Here is a 20,687-nt window from a genome sequence, read left to right on the forward strand (position 1 = left end):
GGCGCTTCATGGGGCGGGGCGGTTGCCAAACCAGTTCAGTTCCAGGCATTCGCGCAGGCGCAGCCGGGCGCGGTGCAGCTGGACATACAGGTTGGTCGGCGTGAGCTGCAAGGCCTTACAGATGTCGGCCACCGGCAATTCCAGCCACTCGCGCATCAGGAAGACCCGCCCCATGGCCGGCGGCAGCTTGTCGGCGCAGGCTTCCAGCACCTCGAAGAACTGGCGTGAATTCAGGTCCTGCTCGGGGTTGCCCCAGTCGGCGGGCCGGGCCGCGAAATGCCCGTTGGCCTTGAAGGTCAGCGCGTCCAGCTCCTCGCTGCCGTCGCCCTCTTCAGTGACCAGCGCCACCTCGCGGGCGTGCAGGCGCAGCGTGTCGATGACCTTGTGCTTGAGGATGCCGACCAGCCAGGTCTTGAGCTGCGAGCGGTTGGCGAACGACTGCGGCTTGGCCAGCGCGGCAAGCAGGGTCTCGGACACCGCGTCCTCGGCCCAGCTGTCGTTGCGCAACTGCAGCCGGGCAAAACGCAGCAGGTAGGTCCGGTGTTCGACCAGTTGGCTTTCCAGGGTCATGGTCATGGCTGTAAGAAGGAATCATCGCATACGACAGACGGCATGCTGTCCAGAATCCTGCCCCTTTTATCGCCCCTGTTCCTGGCCCCCGCGCTGCTCGCCGGGGCCCCGGCGCAGGCCCAGACACCCGCGCCCACGCCGGTGCCAGCGCCCACGTCGGCCGCGGCTCCTGTCACCCATCCGGTGGTCGAGGGCAAGACGGTGGATGGCAAGCCGTTTTCGCTCAGCTCGCAGCGCGGCAAGGTGGTGCTGCTGATGTTCTGGTCCACCGGCTGCGCCGTGTGCCGCGACAAGATGCCCGAGCTGCGCCAGAACTACCAGGGCTGGGCCGGCAAGCCGTTCGAGCTGGTGCTGGTCAGCACCGACCGGCGCGTGCAGGACCTGTATGCCTACGAGCAGATCATCTCGCGCACCGTGCCGCTCAAGCAGCGCTTTGTGCAGCTGTGGGCCGGCGAGGCGGGCTACCGCGACAACCTGGGCGCGCCCGGGCAGCTGCCCGCCACGCTGCTGATCGACAAGACCGGCAAGGTGGTGGCGCGCTATGCGGGCCGCATGCCGGCCGAGGCCTGGGACCAGGTTGCCGAATTGCTGTGAGGGCCACCCGCCCGCAAAATCCCGTGCGTCCGATCCTGCATCGCTTGCGTATGTAAGAAGTCCGGCTGCGGCCAGACCAAAAACCTGACCCCGGGGCAGCCTGCCCCGGACCCATGTAGACCCCAACCCTGTACCAAGGAGCTTTTCATGAACCAACGTGCCCTCATCGCCTCTGCCGCCGTGTCCCTGCTGTCCACCCTGATGGTCGCCACGCCGGCCGCCGCGGCCGACAAGGAAAAATGCTTTGGCATCGCCAAGGCCGGGCAAAACGACTGCGCCAACCTCTCGGGCAGCCATTCGTGCGCCGGCCAGTCCAAGCTGAGCGACGACAAGGGCGAGTGGAAGTACGTGGCCAAGGGCACCTGCAAGACCATGAAGGGCCTGACCGCCGACGAAGCCAAGGCCGCCGCCAAGAAGGCCTGACGCGCCCGCGCCTTTCCTGCCGCCCTCCCACCGATGCCCTGATGACCCGCCGGCGATGAACTCCACCACGGCGAGCGTTGGCATCGGGTGGCGGCACCCGCATTACGCGCAGCTGCTGGCGCAGCAGCCCGCGCTGGACTTTCTGGAAGTCCACTCCGAGAACTTCTTTGGCGAGGGCGGCGCGGCGCTGGCCGTGCTGCAACAGGCGCGCGCCGATTACCCCATCAGCCTGCACGGCGTCGGCCTGGCGCTGGGCTCGGCCGCGGGCATCGACGAAGCGCACCTGGCGCAGCTGCAGCGCCTGGTGTCGCGCATCGAGCCCGTGCGCGTGAGCGACCACGCCTGTTTTGCGCGCGGCACGCTGGGCGCGCAGCCCGTCCACGCGGCCGACCTGCTGCCCCTGCCCTTCAATGACGAAGCCCTCGCGGTGCTCAGCGCCAACGTGCAGCGCGTGCAGGACCGCTTGCAGCGCCCGCTGCTGGTGGAGAACCTCTCGGCCTACATCGATCTGGCCGGCAGCGACCAGCCCGAGGCCGGCTTTCTGGTGGCCCTCACGCGGCGCACCGGCTGCCAGCTGCTGGTGGACGTGAACAACCTCTATGTGAACGCGCTCAATGCGCAGCTTGCGGGCAGCCCGCAAGACCCGCTGCAGGCCTGCCGCGACTGGCTCGACGCCATCCCGGCCGCGGCCGTGGGCGAGCTGCATGTGGCGGGCCATTGCCGCGTCAGCGACGAACTTGGCGACATCGTCATCGACGACCACGGCAGCCGCGTCTGCGACGCCGTCTGGCAGCTGCACCGCCACGCGCTGGCGCGCTTTGGCGCGGTGCCCACGCTGGTCGAATGGGACACCGGCATCCCCCCGCTGGCCGTGCTGCTCGACGAGGCGGCACGGGCGCGTGGCGTGCTGGCCCAACCGCGCGAGGCGCTGGCATGAGCGCCGGCCTCGCCGCGCAGCAGCAGGCCCTGCTGGGCGCGCTGTGGGCGGGCGACCCTGAAACTGCTATGCATTCTGTAGCGCAACATGCCCGCCAGTCCTGGACTCCAGCCTCAAATCACTTGAAACGCGGGCTGCAGGCCTACCGCAGCCACGGTCTGGCGCTGGCCGGGCGCGTGCTTGACGCGGCTTTCCCGGTTTTGGCCCAGCTGCTGGGCGAAGACAACTTTGGCGCGCTGGCGCCCGCCTTCTGGCGTAGCCACCCGCCGCAGGGCGGCGACCTCGCGCAATGGGGCGGCGCGCTGCCGGCCTTTGTGGGCGCCGCGCCGCAACTGGCCGACGAGCCCTACCTGGGCGATGTGGCGCGCGTGGAATGGGCCCTGCACCAGGCCGCCAGCGCGGCCGACACCGTGCCCGACCTGGCCTCGCTCGCGCTGCTCACCACCCATGACCCGGCCGGCCTGCGGCTGCGGCTGTCGGCGGGCGTGGCCTGCGTGGCCAGTGCCTGGCCCGTGGTGAGCATCGTCCAGGCCCACCGCACGGGCGAGCCCACGCTGGCGCAGGCTGGCCAGCGGCTGCGCGACGGCGCCGCCGAAACCGCGCTGGTCTGGCGCGAGGGCCTGCAGCCCCGGCTGCGCGAGGCCCTGCCCGGCGAGCCCGAGCTGATCAGCGCGCTGCTGGCCGGCGAGCCGCTGCTGCCCGCCCTGGCCCACGCCCAGGCGCTGGACATCACCGCCTGGCTGTCCACCGCCGCGCCCACCGGCCTGCTGGCCGGGGTGCAGGCCGTCTGATCCCCGTTCACCCCCATCCCACCCGAGGAAACCCATGAACCCCGCCACCTCCCCCACGCTGCTGCAACGCGCCCTGGCCCTGTGGGCCCGCTTCTCCGCGGGGCTGGACGCCCTGCAGCCCGTTGCCGCGCTGGCGGCGCGCCTGTATGTGGGCCAGGCCTTCTTTCTGTCGGGCCTGACCAAGCTGCGCGACTGGGACATCACCGTCGCCCTGTTCACTGATGAATACCAGGTGCCGCTGCTGCCGCCCGAGCTGGCCGCGCTCATGGGCACCGCCGGTGAACTGGTGCTGCCCGTGCTGCTGGTGCTGGGCCTGGGCGGCCGCTTCGCGGCGCTGGGGTTGTTCTTGGTGAACGCGGTGGCCGTGGTGTCGCTGGCCGAGATCGCGCCGGCGGCCCTGCAGCAGCATGTGTTCTGGGGCGCGCTGCTCGCGGGGCTCGCCATTTACGGGCCCGGCGCCTGGTCATTGGAGCGGCTGGTGCTGCCCCGGCTGCTCGGCCGCCAGGCGGCCTGAGCCGCGCGGGCCGCGGCGCGGCCTACCAGTTGACCTCGCGGTCAGGCGTGGCGCCGATCTTGTGGATCGACAGGTCGGCGCCGTCGTATTCCTCCTCGGGCGACAGGCGCAGGCGGGTCACGGTCTTGATCAGGCCATAGACGGCAAAGCCGCTGGCCAGCGCCCAGCCCACACCCATCAGCGTGCCCACCAGCTGCGCGCCAAAGCTCACGCCACCCAGCCCGCCCAGCGCCTGGCTGCCAAAGATGCCGGCCGCCAGCCCGCCCCAGGCGCCGCACAGGCCGTGCAGCGGCCACACGCCCAGCACGTCGTCGATCTTCCATTTGTTCTGCGTGAGCGTGAACATCACCACGAAGATGCCGCCGGCAATGCCGCCCACCACCAGCGCGCCCAGCGGGTGCATCAGGTCGGAGCCCGCGCACACCGCGACCAGGCCGGCCAGCGGGCCGTTGTGCACAAAGCCCGGGTCGTTCTTGCCCAGCGCCAGCGCCGCCAGCGTGCCGCCCACCATGGCCATCAGCGAGTTGACGGCCACCAGGCCCGAGATCTTGTCGATGGTCTGCGCGCTCATCACGTTGAAGCCGAACCAGCCCACCGTGAGAATCCACGCGCCCAGCGCCAGGAACGGGATGTTGGACGGCGGGTGGGCCGAGATGGCGCCGTCCTTGCGGTAGCGGTTGGCCCGCGCGCCCAGCAGGATCACCGCCGGCAGCGCCAGCCAGCCGCCCACGGCGTGGACCACCACCGAGCCCGCAAAGTCATGGAACTCGGCGCCCGTGGCGGCCAGGATCCAGGCCTGCACGCCAAAGTGCTGGTTCCAGACAATGCCTTCAAAGAAGGGGTAGATCAGCCCCACGATGACCGCGGTGGCGATCAGCTGCGGCCAGAACCGCGCGCGCTCGGCAATGCCGCCCGAGATGATGGCCGGGATGGCCGCGGCAAAGGTCAGCAGGAAGAAGAACTTGACCAGCTCGTAGCCGTTCTTCGCGGCCAGCTGCTCGGCACCCACAAAAAAGTGCGTGCCATAGGCCACGCCATAGCCCACCATGAAATACACCACGGTCGACACCGAAAAGTCGACCAGGATCTTCACCAGCGCATTCACCTGGTTCTTTTTGCGCACGGTGCCCAGTTCAAGAAAGGCAAAGCCGGCATGCATGGCCAGCACCATGATGCCGCCCAGCAGAATGAACAGCGCGTCCGAGCCCTGTTTTAGTGCTTCCATAAGCTCCTCTTTGGATAAATTGCTTGTGATTGGTGCGTTTTTGGGTGGATTCAGCAAAAACGCACCATAAGCAAGCAAGAAATACGCCAGAAGAGTGCAACCAGGCGGCGAGGGCCGCGACATTTATAATGGCGGCTGTCATTGGGGAGTAGCCTCCCTTCAATTCTGAGAGGGGCTTGCGTCAACAGACTTGGGGTGCATTACTGCGGCCCATGGCGCAAGCGGTTGTCCGGACTTGGCGAGACCTTTGACTGCGCAGCCTCCGTTTTGGCCGGGGATGCCGCGCAGTCATCGGTGTGTCCGTTCCGGCCGGAGTCCTTCATGGAAGCCCTTCTCGTCTCCACCTCCATCGTTGCCCTGGCCGAAATGGGCGACAAAACCCAGCTGCTCGCCCTGGTGCTGGCCGCGCGGTTCCGCCGCCCCTGGCCCATCGTGCTCGGCATCCTCGTGGCCACGCTGGCCAACCACGCGCTGGCGGGCGCGGCCGGCGCCTGGCTCACCACCATGCTGGGGCCGGACGTCTTGCGCTGGGTGCTGGGCGGCTCGTTCCTGGCCATGGCGGCGTGGATGCTGGTGCCTGACAAGCTGGATGAAGACGAAGCCACCACGGCGCCTCGCTTCGGCGTGTTTGGCACCACGGTGGTCGCTTTCTTTCTGGCCGAGATGGGCGACAAGACGCAGATCGCTACCGTGATGCTTGCCGCCCGCTACGACGCCTACTTCTGGGTGGTGGCCGGCACCACGCTGGGCATGATGCTGGCCAACGCGCCCGTGGTCTGGCTTGGCGACCGCATCACGCGGCGCGTGCCCATTGCGCTGGTGCACCGCATCTCGGCGGCCATCTTTGTGGCGCTGGGCGTGCTCGCGCTGGTGGGCTGGCGTTGATATACTGCGGGCTCAGCGCCGATTTGCTTCAGCTTGCGGGCGCTCAATAAATTCAGCTAAAGATCGAAAGCCTGCCCACCCGGCCTCGTTTTTTAGCGACGCCGGGTTTTTTGTTTTTGCCTGTCTTTCTGCCTTTTCGCCAAAGATGATCGTCACGCCCCAGTTCATGGATTTCAGCGAGCCGCTGGCGCTGCAAAGCGGCGCGTCGATTCGCGGCTACACGCTGGCCTATGAAACCTATGGCCGGCTCAATGCCGACAAGTCCAACGCCGTGCTGGTCTGCCACGCGCTGAACGCCTCGCACCATGTGGCCGGCGTGTATGAGGGCCAGCCCAAGTCCGAAGGCTGGTGGGACAACATGATCGGCCCGGGCAAGCCCGTGGACACCGACCGCTTCTTCGTCATCGGCGTCAACAACCTGGGCTCGTGCTTTGGCTCCACCGGGCCCATGGCCACCCACCCCGACACCGGCCAGGTCTATGGCGCCGACTTTCCCGTGGTCACCGTGGAGGACTGGGTGAATGCGCAGGCGCGCCTGCTCGACGCGCTGGGCATCAACACGCTGGCCGCCGTCATGGGCGGCAGCCTGGGCGGCATGCAGGCCCTGGCCTGGACGCTGCAATACCCGCAGCGCGTGCGCCACGCCGTGGTGGTGGCCAGCGCGCCCAACCTCACGGCCGAGAACATTGCCTTCAATGAGGTGGCGCGCCGCGCCATCGTGACCGACCCCGACTTTCACGGCGGCCACTTCTACCGCCACGGCGTGGTGCCCAAGCGCGGCCTGCGCATCGCCCGCATGATCGGCCACATCACCTACCTGAGCGACGACGTGATGAACGAAAAGTTCGGCCGACAGCTGCGTGAAGAGGTGGCCGGCGGCTACAAATACACCACGCAGGACATCGAGTTCCAGATCGAAAGCTACCTGCGCTACCAGGGCGACAAGTTCAGCGACTACTTTGACGCCAACACCTACCTGCTGATCACCCGCGCGCTGGATTACTTTGACCCGGCCCTGCCCCACGACGGCAACCTCACGCGCGCGCTGGCCGGCGCCACTGCGGGCTTCCTGCTGGTGAGCTTCACCACCGACTGGCGCTTCTCGCCCAGGCGCAGCCGCGAGATCGTCAAGGCCCTGCTCGACAACCGGCGCGACGTGAGCTACGCCGAGATCGACGCCCCCCACGGCCACGACGCCTTCCTGCTGGACGACGCGCGCTACCTTGGCGTGGTGCGCTCGTACTTTGAAGGCAAGGTGGCCGCCGCCGCCGGGAGCCGCCCATGAGCGACCTGCAGACCCAGCGCCACATTGCCGCCCTGGTGCCGCCCGGCTCGCGCGTGCTCGACCTGGGCTGCGGCGACGGCGCGTTGCTCGACTTGCTGCAGCGCGAACGCGGCTGCAGCGGCTACGGCGTGGAAATTGCCGACGCCAACGTGGCCGCCTGCGTCAAGCGCGGCGTCAACGTGATCCAGCTCAACCTCGACGAGGGGTTGCAGATGTTTGACGACAACAGCTTTGACGTGGTGCTGCAGATCGACACGCTGCAGCACCTGCGCAACGCCGAAACCATGCTGCGCGAAACCGCGCGCGTGGGCAAGCGCGGCATTGTGGCCTTCCCCAACTTTGCGCACTGGCCCAACCGGCTGGCTGTGCTGCGCGGGCGCATGCCCGTGACCCGGCGCCTGCCCTACCAGTGGTATGACACGCCCAATATCCGCGTGGGCACCTTCAAGGACTTTGAAGTGCTGGCCCACAAGAACGAGCTGCGCGTGCTCGACGCCTTTGGCGTGCAGGACGGGCGCGAGGTGCGCTGGCTGCCCAACGCGCGCGCCGGCACGGCGGTGTTCATGTTTGAAGGCGGCTGAGGTAATATCCGCCCATCGGGAATTCAGCCTCCCGAATCCTCACGGATAGACGGTGTCCCGTCCAAGCGCTGGTAACGCTCAGGAGCATTCCATGGACACCGCTGCACGACCCGTTCCCCCCTTTTCCCCTCTTGTTTCCCCTGTGGATCTGCGCGCCCGCCTGGGCCGCGCCGACGCCCCGTTGCTGCTGGATGTGCGGCGCGAGGCCCGCTTTGCCGAAAGCCCGCGCCTGCTCGCTGGCGCCCTGCGCTGCGCGCCTGAAGACGTGGCGCGCCTGGCGCAAACCCAACCGCCGCGCGAGGTGGTGGTCTATTGCGTGTACGGCCACAACGTCAGTGAAGAGGCCGCGGCCACGCTGCGCGCGGCCGGCTGGCCGGCCTTTGCGCTGGCCGGCGGCATCGAGGGCGGGCAGGACGGCGTGGACGCGCCCGACGCCATTGCCCGGTGGCGCGCCCGCCCGCCGCTGACCCTGCTCAAGCGGCCCGATCTGGGGGTGAGCGGCGAGCGCCCCTCGCGCTGGGTCACGCGCGAGCGGCCCAAGATCGACCGCGTGGCCTGCCCCTGGCTGATCCGCCGCTTCATTGACCCGCGCGCCGAGTTCTTCTATGTGCCCACGGCGCAGGTCTTTGCCGAAGCCGAGCGCCTGGGCGCCGTGGCCTATGACATCCCCGGCGCGCCCATCACGCACGAGGGCGAGCGGTGCAGCTTTGACGCGCTGCTCAAGGCGTTTGACCTGCAGGACGATGCGCTGGCGCGGCTGGCCACCATCATCCGCGGCGCCGACACCGGCCAGCTGCAGCTGGCGCCCTCATCGGCCGGGCTGCTGGCCTTGTCGCTGGGTCTGTCGCGCGTGCACCGCGATGACACGGCCCTGCTCGAGGCCGCCATGCCCCTGTACGACGCGCTGCACGCCTGGTGCCTGGACGCCGTGGCCGAAACGCACAGCTGGCAACCCGCCGCAATGACCGGAGCGCCTCTGTGACCGGCCCTGTGAGCGCCGTGCCCCTCGGCCAGGCCCTGCGCTTCTGGCTCAAGCTCGGCTTCATCAGCTTTGGCGGGCCCGCGGGGCAGATCGCCATCATGCACCGCGAGCTGGTGGAGCAGCGCCGCTGGATCAGCGAGCGGCGCTTTCTGCACGCGCTGAACTACTGCATGCTGCTGCCCGGGCCCGAGGCCCAGCAGTTGGCCACCTACCTGGGCTGGCTCATGCACCGCACCTGGGGCGGCATTGCGGCGGGCGCGCTGTTTGTGCTGCCCTCGCTGCTCATCCTCATGGGGCTGAGCTGGGTCTATGTGGCCTGGGGCCACACGCCGCTGGTGGCCGCGCTGTTCTACGGCATCAAGCCCGCCGTGGCGGCCATCGTGCTGCACGCGGTCTGGCGCATTGGCAGCCGCACGCTCAAGGCGCCGCGCCGCACACCGCTGCTGTGGGCCGTGGCGCTGCTGAGCTTTGTGGGGCTGGTGCTGTTCAAGCTGCCCTTCCCCTGGCTGGTGCTGGGCGCGGCGCTCACGGGCTGGCTGGGCGCGCGCTGGGTGCCCGGGCAGTTTGCGGGCGGTGGCGGGCATGGTGCGACGTCGCAGGCCCCTGGCCAGGCTCAGGGCGAACAGGCGTGGGTGATTGACGACCACACCCCGCCGCCGCCCCACGCACACTTCTCGCGCGCGCGGCTGGCCGCGGTGGTGCTGGTGGGCGCGGCGCTGTGGCTGCTGCCCATGGGGCTGCTGGTGGCCACGCGCGGCGCGCACGACACGCTCACGCAAATGGGCTGGTTCTTCACCAAGGCCGCGCTCATGACCTTTGGCGGCGCCTACGCCGTGCTGCCCTATGTGTTCCAGGGCGCGGTGGAGCAGTTCCAGTGGCTCAGCGCCCCGCAGATGATGGACGGGCTGGCCCTGGGCGAGACCACGCCCGGCCCGCTCATCATGGTGGTGGCCTATGTGGGCTTTGTGGGCGGCTGGGCCCGCCAGGTGCTGGGGCCCGACCTGCTGCTGGCCGGCGCGGCGCTGGCGGCCACGGTGGTCACGTGGTTCACCTTCTTGCCGTCGTTCGTGTTCATCCTGGCGGGCGGCCCGCTGGTGGAATCCACCCACGGCCGGCCGGCCTTCACCGCGCCGCTGACCGCCATCACCGCCGCGGTGGTGGGCGTCATGGCCAGCCTTGCTCTGTTTTTTGTAGCGCAAGTAGGCCGCCCCGTCTGGACTCCAGGCCTTTTTGGCTTGAAAGTGGACGCGCCGGCGCTGTTGCTCATGGTTCTGGCCACGGTGGCGCTGTTCCGCTTCAAGCTGGGCGTGATCCCGCTGATTGCCGGCTGCGCTATCCTCGGCGCGGCAACCCGGTTTCTTGTATGACAACTTCCTTCACCCCCGTGACCAGTGGCGCCCGCCTGTCTGACCAGGTGGCGCAGCAGCTTGCGGCGCAGATCAAGGCGGGCGGCCTGGCGCCCGGCGACAAGCTGCCGCCCGAGGCGCGGCTGGTGGAGCAGTTCAAGGTCAGCCGCACCGTGGTGCGCGAGGCCGTGTCGCGCCTCAAGTCGCTGGGGCTGGTGGACTCGCGCCAGGGCAGCGGCGTGTATGTGAACGCCAGCCAGCCCTTCTCGCCGCTGAACTTTGACGCCAAACACGCCGACTCGCGCAGCGCCGTGGTGCAGATGGTGGAGGTGCGCCGCGCGCTGGAGGCCGAGGCCGCCATGCTGGCCGCGCAGCGCCGCACGGCAACAGACATCAAGCGCATCCAGAAAGCGGTCAAGGCGCTGGACAAGGCCATGGCCATGGGCGCCGACGGCGTGGAGGAAGACGTGCGCTTTCACCGCAGCATTGCCGAGGCCGCGCACAACCCCTTCCTCATGGGCACGCTGGACTACCTGGCGCAGTTCATGCGCGGCGCCATCAGCGTGACGCGCGCCAACGAGGCGCGCCGCGAAGACTTCAGCACCCAGGTGCGCGGCGAGCACGCCGCCATTGCCGCCGCCATCGAGGCCGGCGACCCCGCCAAGGCCCGCCAGGCCGCCGGCCGCCACATGCACAACGCCATCCGCCGCATCGAGCACGCCGACCCGGCGTTCTGGTCGCAGGAGGGGGAGAGGTTGGCGGAGCCGTTGGTGAGCAAGTTGTTGAAGGCCTGAGTTTCCGTTGGTGTATCCGTCCGCCACGCGGACTTTATAGGCTTCAACGTCGGGCGAACCTATATTGCGGGTTGCTGAAATCCACTTCAACAGACGAAGACCGCGCTTGGTAGACATAGCCCCTCCTGGTGTTGAGGCTATAGTGCAACAAGCGCGCACGCCCCGATGGTTGATTGAGCAGACGGAGCGCCCGGGACGACGGAGCAATGCGGGGTGTCATTGTGGCGAGCGCAGCAGGCCCGCAACCTGCATAAAGGAGGATCGATGACATCAACAGACCAGAATGGCCAGGTTATCGCGCAGAGTTATCCCGCAGCCGGGCAAGCCTGGCTTTTGCGGGGTTTGAGGTCGCCAGTTATCGGACCTGCCTTGGCCGTCGAGGCGCCAAAATCCCAACCGCAACAGGCGCTTAGCTGCGTTCCGCTGTCCCAGGTTATCCCGCGTTTGCGGGATAACGCTTCTCACCGTGCGGTCTAGATTACGTTAAACATCGGAAATGCCACGCACACGTGTTCCGCTAGAGGTTGCCGCTGGGAAGCTGATCTCAGCTATCCAGCGCGAATGGCATGCCGAGTCTGGCGAATCGGAGGCTCATGAAAGCGAAAACGTACTGCACACGTCGCATTCGCTTCTTCAGGCCGCGTCGACCGGCTCAATCTCGTCAGTTGTCGGTTCAGATTCCGTTTCCGCATTTCTTGGTCAGGAATGGGTTCGGAAACATCCACGAGTTTGGCCGCACATCCAAGTCTTGGAAGCTGTTGCGCGCGAGGATTCCGATGCCTAACATTCCGGCCCATCCGACCGCCTGCGGCGGCCGCTGGCCTCTACGTTATCCCTCATCAAGAGCCACCTCGTTATTCCACAAACCATCATGAGCACAGTACTCTGGGCAAATCAACTAGTGAACGGTGAAGTCGTCAGTGAGAATGAGGACTACTACGTTCTTTACAAGCACGGCAAGCGCATTGACGCGATCTGCAAAGAGCTCAAGCTGAGGCCATTGACGTCTTTTTGTGACCTCACCGATGTCAAATTCAACAATGACGAGTCTGATCTGCCGCCCGGGGCGATGTCGACGAACGACGTAATGAAGGTGAGCGGCGTCTGGATCGACGGGAAAGAAGCCCACGAAGTTTTGGATCGCGTGCTCCAGTACGTGAAGGAGAAGAGTCCTCGCTTTGGCTTTCTGAAGAACGAGCTGTCTGATGTGATCGATGAACTCGAAGCGTCCATCAAGTTTGCAGAAGCCGCAAAGACGGCAAACGCGAAGTTCAACTTCTCGGTAGTACAGTGAATGAGGGATAACAAGTTGTTGGTCACGGACAAGCAGCAACAGAAGGCCGCTGCGCGGCCTGTGCTGCCTGCCGTACAACGCCGCCGATAAACCTCATGTCCAAGCGCGCGCTGAAGTTCCCAAGTTGCTATGAGCTGGCAATTTCACCGGGGCAAGCATTCGTTGCCTCACTCGGACGAGATGTAGTTGTCGCGAGTCTTGCGCAGCGCGAAAGGCGCTTCTCGTCCAGAGCCCTGGCCCACCCTGCACATGCAGCCTTCAATACCGGCGAGGCGCGCCTCGCGGTGAAGAATACATCCGGCGACATGATTACCTTGGATCTGTCCGATGGACAGGTCATCGCTCGCTTGAACGCGAAGGGCCACGATGAGGGGGCGGCAATTCACTATTCGGCGTGCGACCATTTTTTGGTCGACGGCTCCTGGAATGGTGCAATTCGCGTCCGGCGAGCCGATACGCTCGACGTCGTCGAAGAGTTCACTTACGAGAACGAGATGATCACGAGTGTGTCGAAGACAGATGATGGAAGCCTCTGGCTCTTCGCACACCAGCCAAAAACGCGCGATGGGGAGAATTTTCCAGAACCACCTTACATGACGCTTTGGGACTGGCCCTTGCGAAAACCGATTCGGAGGATTGACCCGCATTTCCATTCGGTAGGTACAGCCTCTATCTCTCCGTGTGGCACGTGGATCGCGACCCGTGGCCGTCATCGCGCTTTGTCTGATGGAACGCTTCTCCCCGACGAACTACGCATCTCCGACGCCTCGGGGGAGGCCCGCTGGTCGACGAACGTTACCTTTTCCGGAACCGCATATCGGGCACGTTGGTCTGCCGACGGCCGTCTGGTTGGTACCGTCGACCGGTCTGGGGTTCTGGTATTTACTGCAGAGGGACTTACACCTCAACGGACTGTCTCGGCGGAGTTTGCCTCTGATGTGGCTTTCATCGACGATGGGACTTCAGCAGTAATCGGTACCTGGTCAAGAGCATGGGTGGAAGTGCTGTGAGGTTTAACGGGGCACTCTGACGGACGTCATCGGGGCAGGCTTCTCCTGCTTATGTCTCTCCGGTCATTTGCGACGGTAAGACGGCTTACCCAAGCGGAAAGTCGCTGGGCGCTGTCCGCTTTTGGGTGGATGAGTCAACCTGTCGCCCCACCCCTTCCGCCCCCACCCAATCTCTCTTACATTTGTAACCTGCCCAGCCCCGCCAGCTCCCGCGCAGGGCCGCCCAGGAGAAATCATGGAACAACAGGAAAAGCAGCAAATCCAGGCCGTCGTGCACAAGATGCTCGGCGCCATGGTCCAGTTGAAGGGGTCGGACCTGTTCCTCACGGCCGGCTTCCCGCCCGCCATCAAGCTCAACGGCAAGCTGACCAAGCTGAACGAAACGGCGCTCACGGCGGAGCAGACGGGCAAGATGGCGCGCGCCATCGCGTCTGAAAAGCAGTGGCAGGGCTACATCGACACCAAGGGCCAGAACTTTGCCATTTCGCTGGAGGGCCTGGGCCGCTTCCGCATCAACATCTTCACCCAGCAGCAGCGCACGGGCATGGTGATCCGCGTCATCACCACCGAGATCCCGGATTTCGACAAGATGAACCTGCCGCCCATCCTGAAGGATGTGGTGAAGGAAAAGCGCGGCCTGATCCTGCTGGTGGGCGGCACGGGCTCGGGCAAGTCCACCACGCTGGCGGCCATGCTGGGCGTGCGCAACCGCGAGACGCACGGCCACATCATCACCATCGAAGACCCGGTGGAATACGTGCACCCGCACGGCAACTGCATCATCACGCACCGCGAGGTCGGCATCGACACGGTGGGCTGGTTCGACGCGCTCAAGGACACGTTGCGCCAGGCGCCTGACGTGATTTTGATCGGCGAGATCCGCGACCATGAAACCATGGAATACGCGCTCAACTTTGCCGAGACGGGCCACCTGTGCATGGCCACGCTGCACGCCAACAGCGCCAACCAGGCCATTGAGCGCATCGTCAATTTCTTCCCGATCGAAAAGCACGAGCAGGTGCGCAACGACCTGGCGCTGAACATGCGCGCCATCATTTCGCAGCGGCTGGTGCGCAAGATGTCGGGCGGGCGCGCCGCCGCCATCGAGATCCTGCTGAGCACGTCCACCTCGCGCGACGCGATCGCCAAGGGCGAAATCGGCCAGCTCAAGGAGATCATGAAGAAGTCGGTCGAGCTGGGCATGAAGACCTTCGACCAATGCCTGTACGAGCTGTATGACGCAGGCGACATTTCGCTGCAGGAGGTGCAGGTCAATTCAGACGCCAAGAGCGAGCTGATGCTGCGCCTGAAGCTCAACAGCAAGCGCTTCATCCGCGAAGAACTGCCCGGCGGTGAAGCCGCCACGGGCGGGCTGTCGCTGCAGGTGGAGCCGGAGCCCGAAGAAGAATCGACCGGCCCGCTGGTCGTCCACGTCAAGCCGCGGGAGCCCGTCAAGCCCGCCGCGGCGGCACCGGTGATGCCCCCTGCGGCGCCGGCGCCGGCTGCGGCATCGCAAATGATGGATCTGTCGCTGGAGGAACCGCCGGCACCCCCGCCGCCCAAGGCCTGAGCGCCCCCACCCCGCGGAGCATGCATGAACGAGTTTGACACCATCGACGACCAGTTCGCCAGTTATGCCCGGCTGCTGACGCAAGACCCGTCGGCCCGCCTCAAGGCCCTGCGCAACTGCTCCTTCTTCCAGCCCGTGCCCGATGAATGGCTGCAGCGCATTTCCGACATGGCGCAGATCAAGACCTTTCATTCCGATGTGAGCATCACCTCGCAGGACGACGACATGAAGGCCTTCTATGTGATCCTGTACGGCGCGGCCGACGCGTACCGCAACGGCAAGCTGGTGGGCACCATTGAAACGGGCGACTGCTTTGGCGAAGGCATCTTCTTCACCGACGGCACCCTCACCACGTCGGCCACGGTCATTGCCGACGACAGGATCATCGCGGCCGAGTTCAGCAAGAGCATGATCGAAGCGCTCAATGCCGACACGCAGGCCATGGTCAGCATGGACAAGGCGCTGCTGCTGGCGCTGTTCAAGAAGCTCAGGGGCGCCAACCAGAAGATCGAAAGGCTGATGCTGACCTAGCGGCCGCCCCAGGTGGTCAGGTCCGATTTGCGCCAGCGCCGGGCGCGTTGCGGTGAAAGAATTTGTGCATCTCATCCAAGGAGCACTTCATGACCCCCACCCCCAAAGACGCCGCCAACTCGGTCTGGCAAGCCTTCGCCTCGCGCAACCCGGAGTCGATCCGCAGCGTGCTGACCGACGACTGCACCTGGAGCGCGCCGGCCAACAACGCCACCCAGGTCGCGCTGGGCCTGCCGGCGCAGATGCTGGAAACGCGCGAGGGCATCATCTCGTTCCTCGTCGATTACTTCCGCCGCCTGTTCCCTGAGGGGGCCCGGTTTGAATTCACCAAGGTGGTTGCCGAGGGCGACACCGTGGTGTTCGAGCAGCGCATGCAGGCCAGGGCCGTCAACGGCCGCCTCTACGACAACCGCTACTGCTGGATCTTTGAAATGCAGGGGCCGCGGGTGCGGCGCATCCGCGAATACATGGACACGCACGGCGGCTACGGCATGCTTTTTGGCACCGACACGCCGGGCGCGCTGGTGGCGTGACGCGGATCGAAGAGGACGGCTGGTACGCGGCGCTGAGCCGGCGGGACGCGTCGCTGGACGGGCTGTTCTTTGTGGCGGTGCGCACCACCGGCATCTATTGCCGGCCGGTGTGCCCGGCGCGCATTCCGCGGCGCGAAAACACCTCTTTCTTCCGCTCGGCGGTGCTGGCGCAGGAGGCCGGCTACCGCCCCTGCCTGCGCTGCCGCCCGGAATCGGCGCCAGACAGCCCTGCCTGGATCGGCTCGCTGGCCTCGGTCAACCGCGGCCTGCGGCTGATCGACGAGGGCGCGCTGGTCGACGGTGACGTGGAGGCGCTGGCCACGCGCCTGGGCATGACGGGCCGCCAGCTGCGCCGGCTGTTTGCGCAGCACGTGGGTGCCAGCCCGCTGGCCGTGGAGCAGACGCGCCGCGTCCTGCTCGCCAAGAAGCTGTTGCATGAAACGGCGCTGCCGGTGACCGAGATCGCCTTTGCCGCGGGCTTTGGCAGCGTGCGGCGCTTCAACGAGGCGTTTCTGGCCATGTTCGGGCGCGCTCCGTCGGCGTTTCGCCGCGCGGGCGGCCTGTTGGATGCGGCGGCGCCGATCACGGTGCAGCTGGCCTACCGCCCGCCGATCGACGCGGCCGCGGTCGCGGCGCGGGGGCACGCGGCGGGGGCGCCCGGTTGCTTCACGGTTGAGCTTCCGTTGTTCGGGCCAGAGGCTCGCGCAGCATTCAGCCCGGGGCCGGGCCACAGCTTCAGGGTCAGCCTGGAGAAGGTGCCGCTGGGCCGCATCGGCGCGGCGCTGGCCTGGCTCAAGCGCGAGGTTCTTGGCAGCGCCACGCTGTCCGGCAAGCCCTGGGGCCGCGCGAAGTCCGCCGGCTGCCAGGACGGGCCACCGCCTGAACCACGCGCGTAAGACGCTCCCCGCTTGGGCGCGGCCGCGCCAAGTTGTATGATAACCATATGAATTCTCCTCCGATTGCTGGCCTCATCGGCCTGGGCGCCATGGGCGCGGGCATGGCCCGCTCGCTGCGCCGCGCGGGGCATGCGCCCCATGTGCATGACATCCGGCCCGAGGCGGCGCAGGCTTTTGCGCAGGACGGCGGCACGGCCTGCGCTTCGCCCGCCGAACTGGCCGCCGCCTGCGATGTGGTGATCTCGGTGGTGGTCAATGCGGCGCAGACCGAGGCCGTGCTGTTTGGTGAGCACGGCTGCGCAGCGGCAATGAAGCCTGGCAGCGTGTTCGTGATGTGCTCCACCGTGGACCCGGCCTGGTCGGTCGCGCTGGAGGCGCGGCTGGCGGCACTGGGCGTCCTCTACCTGGACGCGCCCATCTCGGGCGGCGCGGCGCGCGCCGCCAGCGGCGAGATGACGATGATGACGGCCGGCCGGCCCGAGGCCTATGCGGTGGCCGAGCCCCTGCTCAACGCCATGGCCTCCAAGGTCTACAAGCTGGGCGACCGCGCGGGCGCGGGCAGCAAGGTCAAGGTCATCAACCAGCTGCTGGCGGGCGTGCACATTGCGGCGGCGGCCGAGGCCATGGCGCTGGGCCTGCGCGAGGGCGTGGACCCGGCCGCGCTGTACGAGGTGATCACCCACAGCGCGGGCAACAGCTGGATGTTTGAAAACCGCATGGCCCATGTGCTGGCCGGCGACTACACGCCGCTGTCGGCGGTGGACATCTTTGTGAAAGACCTGGGCCTGGTGCTGGACATGGCGCGCGCCAGCAAGTTCCCGCTGCCGCTGTCCAGCACGGCGCACCAGATGTTCATGCAGGCGTCCACGGCGGGCTTTGCGCGCGAGGACGACAGCGCGGTGATCAAGATCTTCCCGGGCATTGAACTGCCCGCCAAAAACTGAAACCAGGAGACATTCATGCACATTCTCATCACCGGCGGCAGCGGCTTTCTGGGCGCGCGGCTGGCTCGCACGCTGCTCGCGCAGAAAACCCTGAGCCTGCGCGGCGCACCGGCGCGCGCCATTGAGCGCATCACGCTGGCCGACCGCGTGGCACCGCCAGACGACTTGCGCGCCGACGCGCGCGTGGCCTTCATCACCGGCGACCTGCTGGACCTGATTGACGGCAAGCAGGTGCCCGCCGTGGGCACCGACGCGGTGTTTCACCTGGCGGCCGCGGTCAGCGGCGAGTGCGAGGCCGACTTTGACCTGGGCATGCGCAGCAACCTGGAGGCCACGCACAAGCTGCTGGAGGCCTGCCGTGCACTCAAGACCCAGCCCGTGTTGGTGTTTGCCAGCTCGCTGGCCGTGTTTGGCAAGCAGCCGGGCCGCCCGTTGCCCGAGCCCATCACCGACGACACCCTGCCCACGCCGCAGGGCAGTTACGGCGTGCAGAAATTCATCTGCGAGCAGCTGGTGGCCGACTACACGCGCAAGGGCTTTGTGGCCGGGCGCAGCGTGCGGCCCATGACGGTGAGCGTGCGCCCGGGCAGGCCCAACGGCGCGGCGTCGGGCTTTTTCAGCGGCATGGTGCGCGAGCCGCTGGCGGGCATCCGCGCCCAGGTGCCGGTGCCGCCCGAAACGCCCGTGGCGCTGGCCTCGCCTGGCAACACCATTGCCGGCTTTGTGCGCGCGGCCGAGGCCAGCGACGCGCAATGGGGCCCGCCCACGGCCATCAACCTGCCCTCGTTCCGCTCCACCGTGGGCGCCATGGCGCAGGCGCTTGAGAAAGTGGCCGGCCCGGCCGCCACCGCGCTGCTGGACTGGACGCCCGACCCCGCCATTGAAAAGCTGGTCAGCACCTGGCCCGGCAACCTGGCCTGGGACCGCGCGCGCGGCATGGGCCTGCAGTCGGATGCGGACTTTGAGGCCGTGATCCGCGACTACATGCGCGAGAACCCGCAGGCCATCCAGCTCGCGGTGAAGTGATGGCGGTCCAAATACTTCTAGGCTGCATCGCCGACGACTTCACGGGCGCGACGGACCTGGCCAACAACCTGGTGCGCAGCGGCATGCGCGTGGTGCAGGCCATTGGCGTGCCCACCGGCGCGCTGGATACCGGGGCCGACGCGGTGGTGATCGCGCTCAAGTCGCGCACCATCGCGCCGGCCGATGCCATCGCCCAGTCGCGGGAGGCCTTGCAGTGGCTGCAGGCCCAGGGTGCGCAGCAGATCTACTTCAAATACTGCTCCACCTTTGACAGCACGGCGCGCGGCAACATCGGCCCGGTGGCCGAGGCGCTGATGGAGGCCCTGGGCACCGACTTCACCATCGCCACGCCGGCCTTCCCTGACAACGGCCGCACGGTGTTCAAGGGGCACCTGTTTGTGGGCGAGGTGCTGCTCAACGAAAGCGGCATGCAGAACCACCCGCTCACGCCCATGACCGACCCCAACCTCGTGCGCGTGCTGCAGTCGCAGTGCCGGCGCAAGGTGGGGCTGATCGACCACAAGGCCGTGGCGCAGGGCGGGCCGGCCATTGCCGCGCGCATGGCTGCGCTGCGTGCCGAAGGCGTGGGCCTGGCCGTGGTGGATGCGGTCTCCAACGACGACCTGCTGCGCCTGGGCCCCGCGCTCAAGGGGTTGCCGCTGGTCACGGCGGGCTCGGGCGTGGCCATTGGGCTGCCGGGCAACTTCGGCATTGCTCCCTCGTTGCAGGCCAGCGCGTTGCCGCCGGCGCAGGGCCTGCAGGCCGTGGTGTCGGGCAGCTGCTCGCTGGCCACCAACCGGCAGGTGCTGGCCTTTATCCAGTCGGGCCGGCCAGCCCTGGCGGTGGACCCGTTGCGCATTGCGGCGGGTGTCGATGTGGCGGCCGAGGCATTGGCCTGGGCCGCGCCGCTGATCGCCTCGGGCCCGGTGCTGGTGTATTCGTCGGCCGACTCCAACGCCGTCAAGCAGGTGCAGGGCAAGCTCGGGGTGGAGGAGGCGGGGGCCATGGTCGAGCGCACCATTGCCGCCATTGCACGCGGCCTGGTGCAGCGTGGGGTGAGGCAGCTCGTGGTGGCGGGTGGCGAAACCTCGGGCGCCTGTGTGCAGGCGCTGAACATCACGCAGATGAAAATCGGCCCGCAGATCGACCCGGGCGTGCCCTGGTGCCACGCGCAGTCTGATGCAGCGCCGGGTGAAGGCCTGCACATCACGCTCAAGTCCGGCAACTTTGGCACCGACGACTTCTTCACCAAAGCCTTCACAATCCTGCCATGACCCGCATGACGGAAAGCCAGGCCCGCGAAGAGATCTGCCGCATCGGCAAGAGCCTGTTTGATCGCGGCTATGTGCACGCCACGGCCGGCAATATCAGCGTGCGGCTGGACGATGGTTTCCTGATCACGCCCACCGACGCCTGCCTGGGCCAGCTCGACCCCGCGCAACTGGCGCGGCTGGACGCCAGCGCGCGCCAGACCAGTGGCCCCACCGCTAGCAAAACCATAGCGCTGCATGTCGGTATTTACAGCGCTGCAAGCCGTTTTGACCCTGAAACCCGCTGCGTGACCCACACCCACAGCACGCACTGCGTGGCGCTCACTTTGCAGCCCTGCGGCGCCGAGCTGCTGCCGCCTATCACGCCGTATTTCGTGATGAAGGTGGGCCATGTGCCGGTCATTGCGTACCACCGCCCCGGCGCGCCCGAGGCCGCAGCCGAGGTGGTGCAGACCATCACGCGCTACGGCGAGCAGGGCACGCCGCTGCGCGCCGTGATGCTCGCGCGCCTGGGGCCCAATGTGTGGCACCAGACACCCGCGGCTGCCATGGCCACGCTCGAAGAGCTTGAAGAAACTGCGAAGCTGATGGTGCTGAGCCAGCCCAGGCCGGCGCCCCTCGAGGCCTCGCAGATCGAGGCCTTGCGCCAGACCTTTGGCGCGCGCTGGTAGCCGCCGGCAAGCCC

Annotated in this window: 24 protein-coding genes; 21 read left to right on the forward strand and 3 right to left on the reverse strand. The window is 67.1% G+C overall.

Annotated features, from left to right (window positions below):
• Positions 1-6: 6 nt before the first annotated feature.
• A complete protein-coding gene (locus tag KF796_02220; GenBank protein ID MBX3585432.1) occupies positions 7-570 on the reverse strand; it encodes a sigma-70 family RNA polymerase sigma factor in 564 nt (187 codons plus the stop codon).
• Between the two features lie 42 nt (positions 571-612).
• Between KF796_02220 and KF796_02225 the strand changes: the two genes are divergently transcribed.
• The 5 genes from KF796_02225 to KF796_02245 all read left to right on the forward strand — a co-directional run bounded on the left by KF796_02225 (position 613) and on the right by KF796_02245 (position 3,829).
• The gene (locus tag KF796_02225) at positions 613-1,164 is read left to right on the forward strand and encodes a TlpA family protein disulfide reductase (GenBank protein ID MBX3585433.1); all 552 of its coding nucleotides are present in this window, start codon (positions 613-615) and stop codon (positions 1,162-1,164) included.
• A 147-nt stretch (positions 1,165-1,311) separates the two neighbouring features.
• On the forward strand, positions 1,312-1,587 hold the full coding sequence (locus KF796_02230) for a DUF2282 domain-containing protein (protein ID MBX3585434.1): 276 nt from the start codon (positions 1,312-1,314) through the stop codon (positions 1,585-1,587).
• Positions 1,588-1,642: 55 nt separating this feature from the next.
• Positions 1,643-2,524 (forward strand): DUF692 domain-containing protein, encoded by an 882-nt coding sequence (locus KF796_02235; GenBank protein ID MBX3585435.1) that lies wholly within the window; start codon positions 1,643-1,645, stop codon positions 2,522-2,524.
• Entirely contained in the window at positions 2,521-3,315 is a 795-nt protein-coding gene (locus KF796_02240) for a putative DNA-binding domain-containing protein (protein MBX3585436.1), read from the forward strand. The genes KF796_02235 and KF796_02240 overlap by 4 nt, the downstream gene beginning before the upstream one ends.
• 34 nt (positions 3,316-3,349) lie before the next feature.
• Complete coding sequence (locus KF796_02245; GenBank protein ID MBX3585437.1) at positions 3,350-3,829, forward strand: DoxX family protein; 480 nt, start codon at positions 3,350-3,352, stop codon at positions 3,827-3,829.
• Positions 3,830-3,851: 22 nt separating this feature from the next.
• Here KF796_02245 and KF796_02250 read toward each other — a convergent pair whose 3' ends face one another.
• Entirely contained in the window at positions 3,852-5,054 is a 1,203-nt protein-coding gene (locus KF796_02250; GenBank protein MBX3585438.1) for an ammonium transporter, read from the reverse strand.
• 321 nt (positions 5,055-5,375) lie between these two features.
• Here KF796_02250 and KF796_02255 point away from each other — a divergent pair, with 321 nt between their 5' ends.
• The gene (locus KF796_02255; GenBank protein MBX3585439.1) at positions 5,376-5,939 is read left to right on the forward strand and encodes a TMEM165/GDT1 family protein; all 564 of its coding nucleotides are present in this window, start codon (positions 5,376-5,378) and stop codon (positions 5,937-5,939) included.
• A 12-nt stretch (positions 5,940-5,951) separates the two neighbouring features.
• Here KF796_02255 and KF796_02260 read toward each other — a convergent pair whose 3' ends face one another.
• A complete protein-coding gene (locus tag KF796_02260; protein MBX3585440.1) occupies positions 5,952-6,095 on the reverse strand; it encodes a hypothetical protein in 144 nt (47 codons plus the stop codon).
• On the opposite strand from KF796_02260, the gene KF796_02265 reads away from it, so the two are divergent.
• The 15 genes from KF796_02265 (at position 6,085) to KF796_02335 (ending at position 20,673) form a co-directional block, all read left to right on the forward strand.
• On the forward strand, positions 6,085-7,224 hold the full coding sequence (locus KF796_02265) for a homoserine O-acetyltransferase (protein MBX3585441.1): 1,140 nt from the start codon (positions 6,085-6,087) through the stop codon (positions 7,222-7,224). The two genes, KF796_02260 and KF796_02265, sit on opposite strands and share 11 nt — an antisense overlap.
• Positions 7,221-7,805, forward strand: coding sequence for a methionine biosynthesis protein MetW (gene metW / locus KF796_02270; GenBank protein ID MBX3585442.1), 585 nt, complete (start codon positions 7,221-7,223; stop codon positions 7,803-7,805). The genes KF796_02265 and metW overlap by 4 nt, the downstream gene beginning before the upstream one ends.
• 91 nt (positions 7,806-7,896) lie before the next feature.
• Complete coding sequence (locus tag KF796_02275; protein ID MBX3585443.1) at positions 7,897-8,787, forward strand: chromate resistance protein; 891 nt, start codon at positions 7,897-7,899, stop codon at positions 8,785-8,787.
• On the forward strand, positions 8,751-10,154 hold the full coding sequence (gene chrA, locus KF796_02280; GenBank protein ID MBX3585444.1) for a chromate efflux transporter: 1,404 nt from the start codon (positions 8,751-8,753) through the stop codon (positions 10,152-10,154). The genes KF796_02275 and chrA overlap by 37 nt, the downstream gene beginning before the upstream one ends.
• The gene (locus KF796_02285) at positions 10,151-10,927 is read left to right on the forward strand and encodes a FadR family transcriptional regulator (protein MBX3585445.1); all 777 of its coding nucleotides are present in this window, start codon (positions 10,151-10,153) and stop codon (positions 10,925-10,927) included. The genes chrA and KF796_02285 overlap by 4 nt, the downstream gene beginning before the upstream one ends.
• 871 nt (positions 10,928-11,798) lie before the next feature.
• Positions 11,799-12,221: a hypothetical protein gene (locus tag KF796_02290; protein ID MBX3585446.1), complete on the forward strand. Its 423-nt coding sequence runs from the start codon at positions 11,799-11,801 to the stop codon at positions 12,219-12,221.
• A 95-nt stretch (positions 12,222-12,316) separates the two neighbouring features.
• On the forward strand, positions 12,317-13,231 hold the full coding sequence (locus tag KF796_02295) for a hypothetical protein (protein ID MBX3585447.1): 915 nt from the start codon (positions 12,317-12,319) through the stop codon (positions 13,229-13,231).
• Between the two features lie 235 nt (positions 13,232-13,466).
• Complete coding sequence (locus tag KF796_02300) at positions 13,467-14,801, forward strand: PilT/PilU family type 4a pilus ATPase (protein ID MBX3585448.1); 1,335 nt, start codon at positions 13,467-13,469, stop codon at positions 14,799-14,801.
• A 24-nt stretch (positions 14,802-14,825) separates the two neighbouring features.
• Positions 14,826-15,332, forward strand: a complete 507-nt coding sequence (locus tag KF796_02305) for a cyclic nucleotide-binding domain-containing protein (GenBank protein ID MBX3585449.1) — start codon at positions 14,826-14,828, stop codon at positions 15,330-15,332.
• 89 nt (positions 15,333-15,421) lie between these two features.
• Positions 15,422-15,865 carry a nuclear transport factor 2 family protein gene (locus KF796_02310; GenBank protein MBX3585450.1) on the forward strand — a complete coding sequence of 148 codons (444 nt, stop codon included), beginning with the start codon at positions 15,422-15,424 and terminating at the stop codon, positions 15,863-15,865.
• 5 nt (positions 15,866-15,870) lie between these two features.
• Positions 15,871-16,761: a methylphosphotriester-DNA--protein-cysteine methyltransferase family protein gene (locus KF796_02315; GenBank protein MBX3585451.1), complete on the forward strand. Its 891-nt coding sequence runs from the start codon at positions 15,871-15,873 to the stop codon at positions 16,759-16,761.
• A gap of 47 nt (positions 16,762-16,808) precedes the next feature.
• Positions 16,809-17,705, forward strand: coding sequence for an NAD(P)-dependent oxidoreductase (locus KF796_02320; protein MBX3585452.1), 897 nt, complete (start codon positions 16,809-16,811; stop codon positions 17,703-17,705).
• A gap of 15 nt (positions 17,706-17,720) precedes the next feature.
• Entirely contained in the window at positions 17,721-18,731 is a 1,011-nt protein-coding gene (locus tag KF796_02325; GenBank protein MBX3585453.1) for an NAD-dependent epimerase/dehydratase family protein, read from the forward strand.
• Entirely contained in the window at positions 18,731-20,005 is a 1,275-nt protein-coding gene (locus KF796_02330) for a four-carbon acid sugar kinase family protein (GenBank protein ID MBX3585454.1), read from the forward strand. Before KF796_02325 ends, KF796_02330 begins: the two co-directional genes overlap by 1 nt.
• A 5-nt stretch (positions 20,006-20,010) precedes the next feature.
• Positions 20,011-20,673 (forward strand): aldolase, encoded by a 663-nt coding sequence (locus KF796_02335; protein ID MBX3585455.1) that lies wholly within the window; start codon positions 20,011-20,013, stop codon positions 20,671-20,673.
• The last annotated feature ends 14 nt before the right edge of the window (positions 20,674-20,687 follow it).

Origin of the sequence: Ramlibacter sp. (assembly GCA_019635435.1) — a bacterium.
GTDB lineage: Bacteria > Pseudomonadota > Gammaproteobacteria > Burkholderiales > Burkholderiaceae_C > JAHBZM01.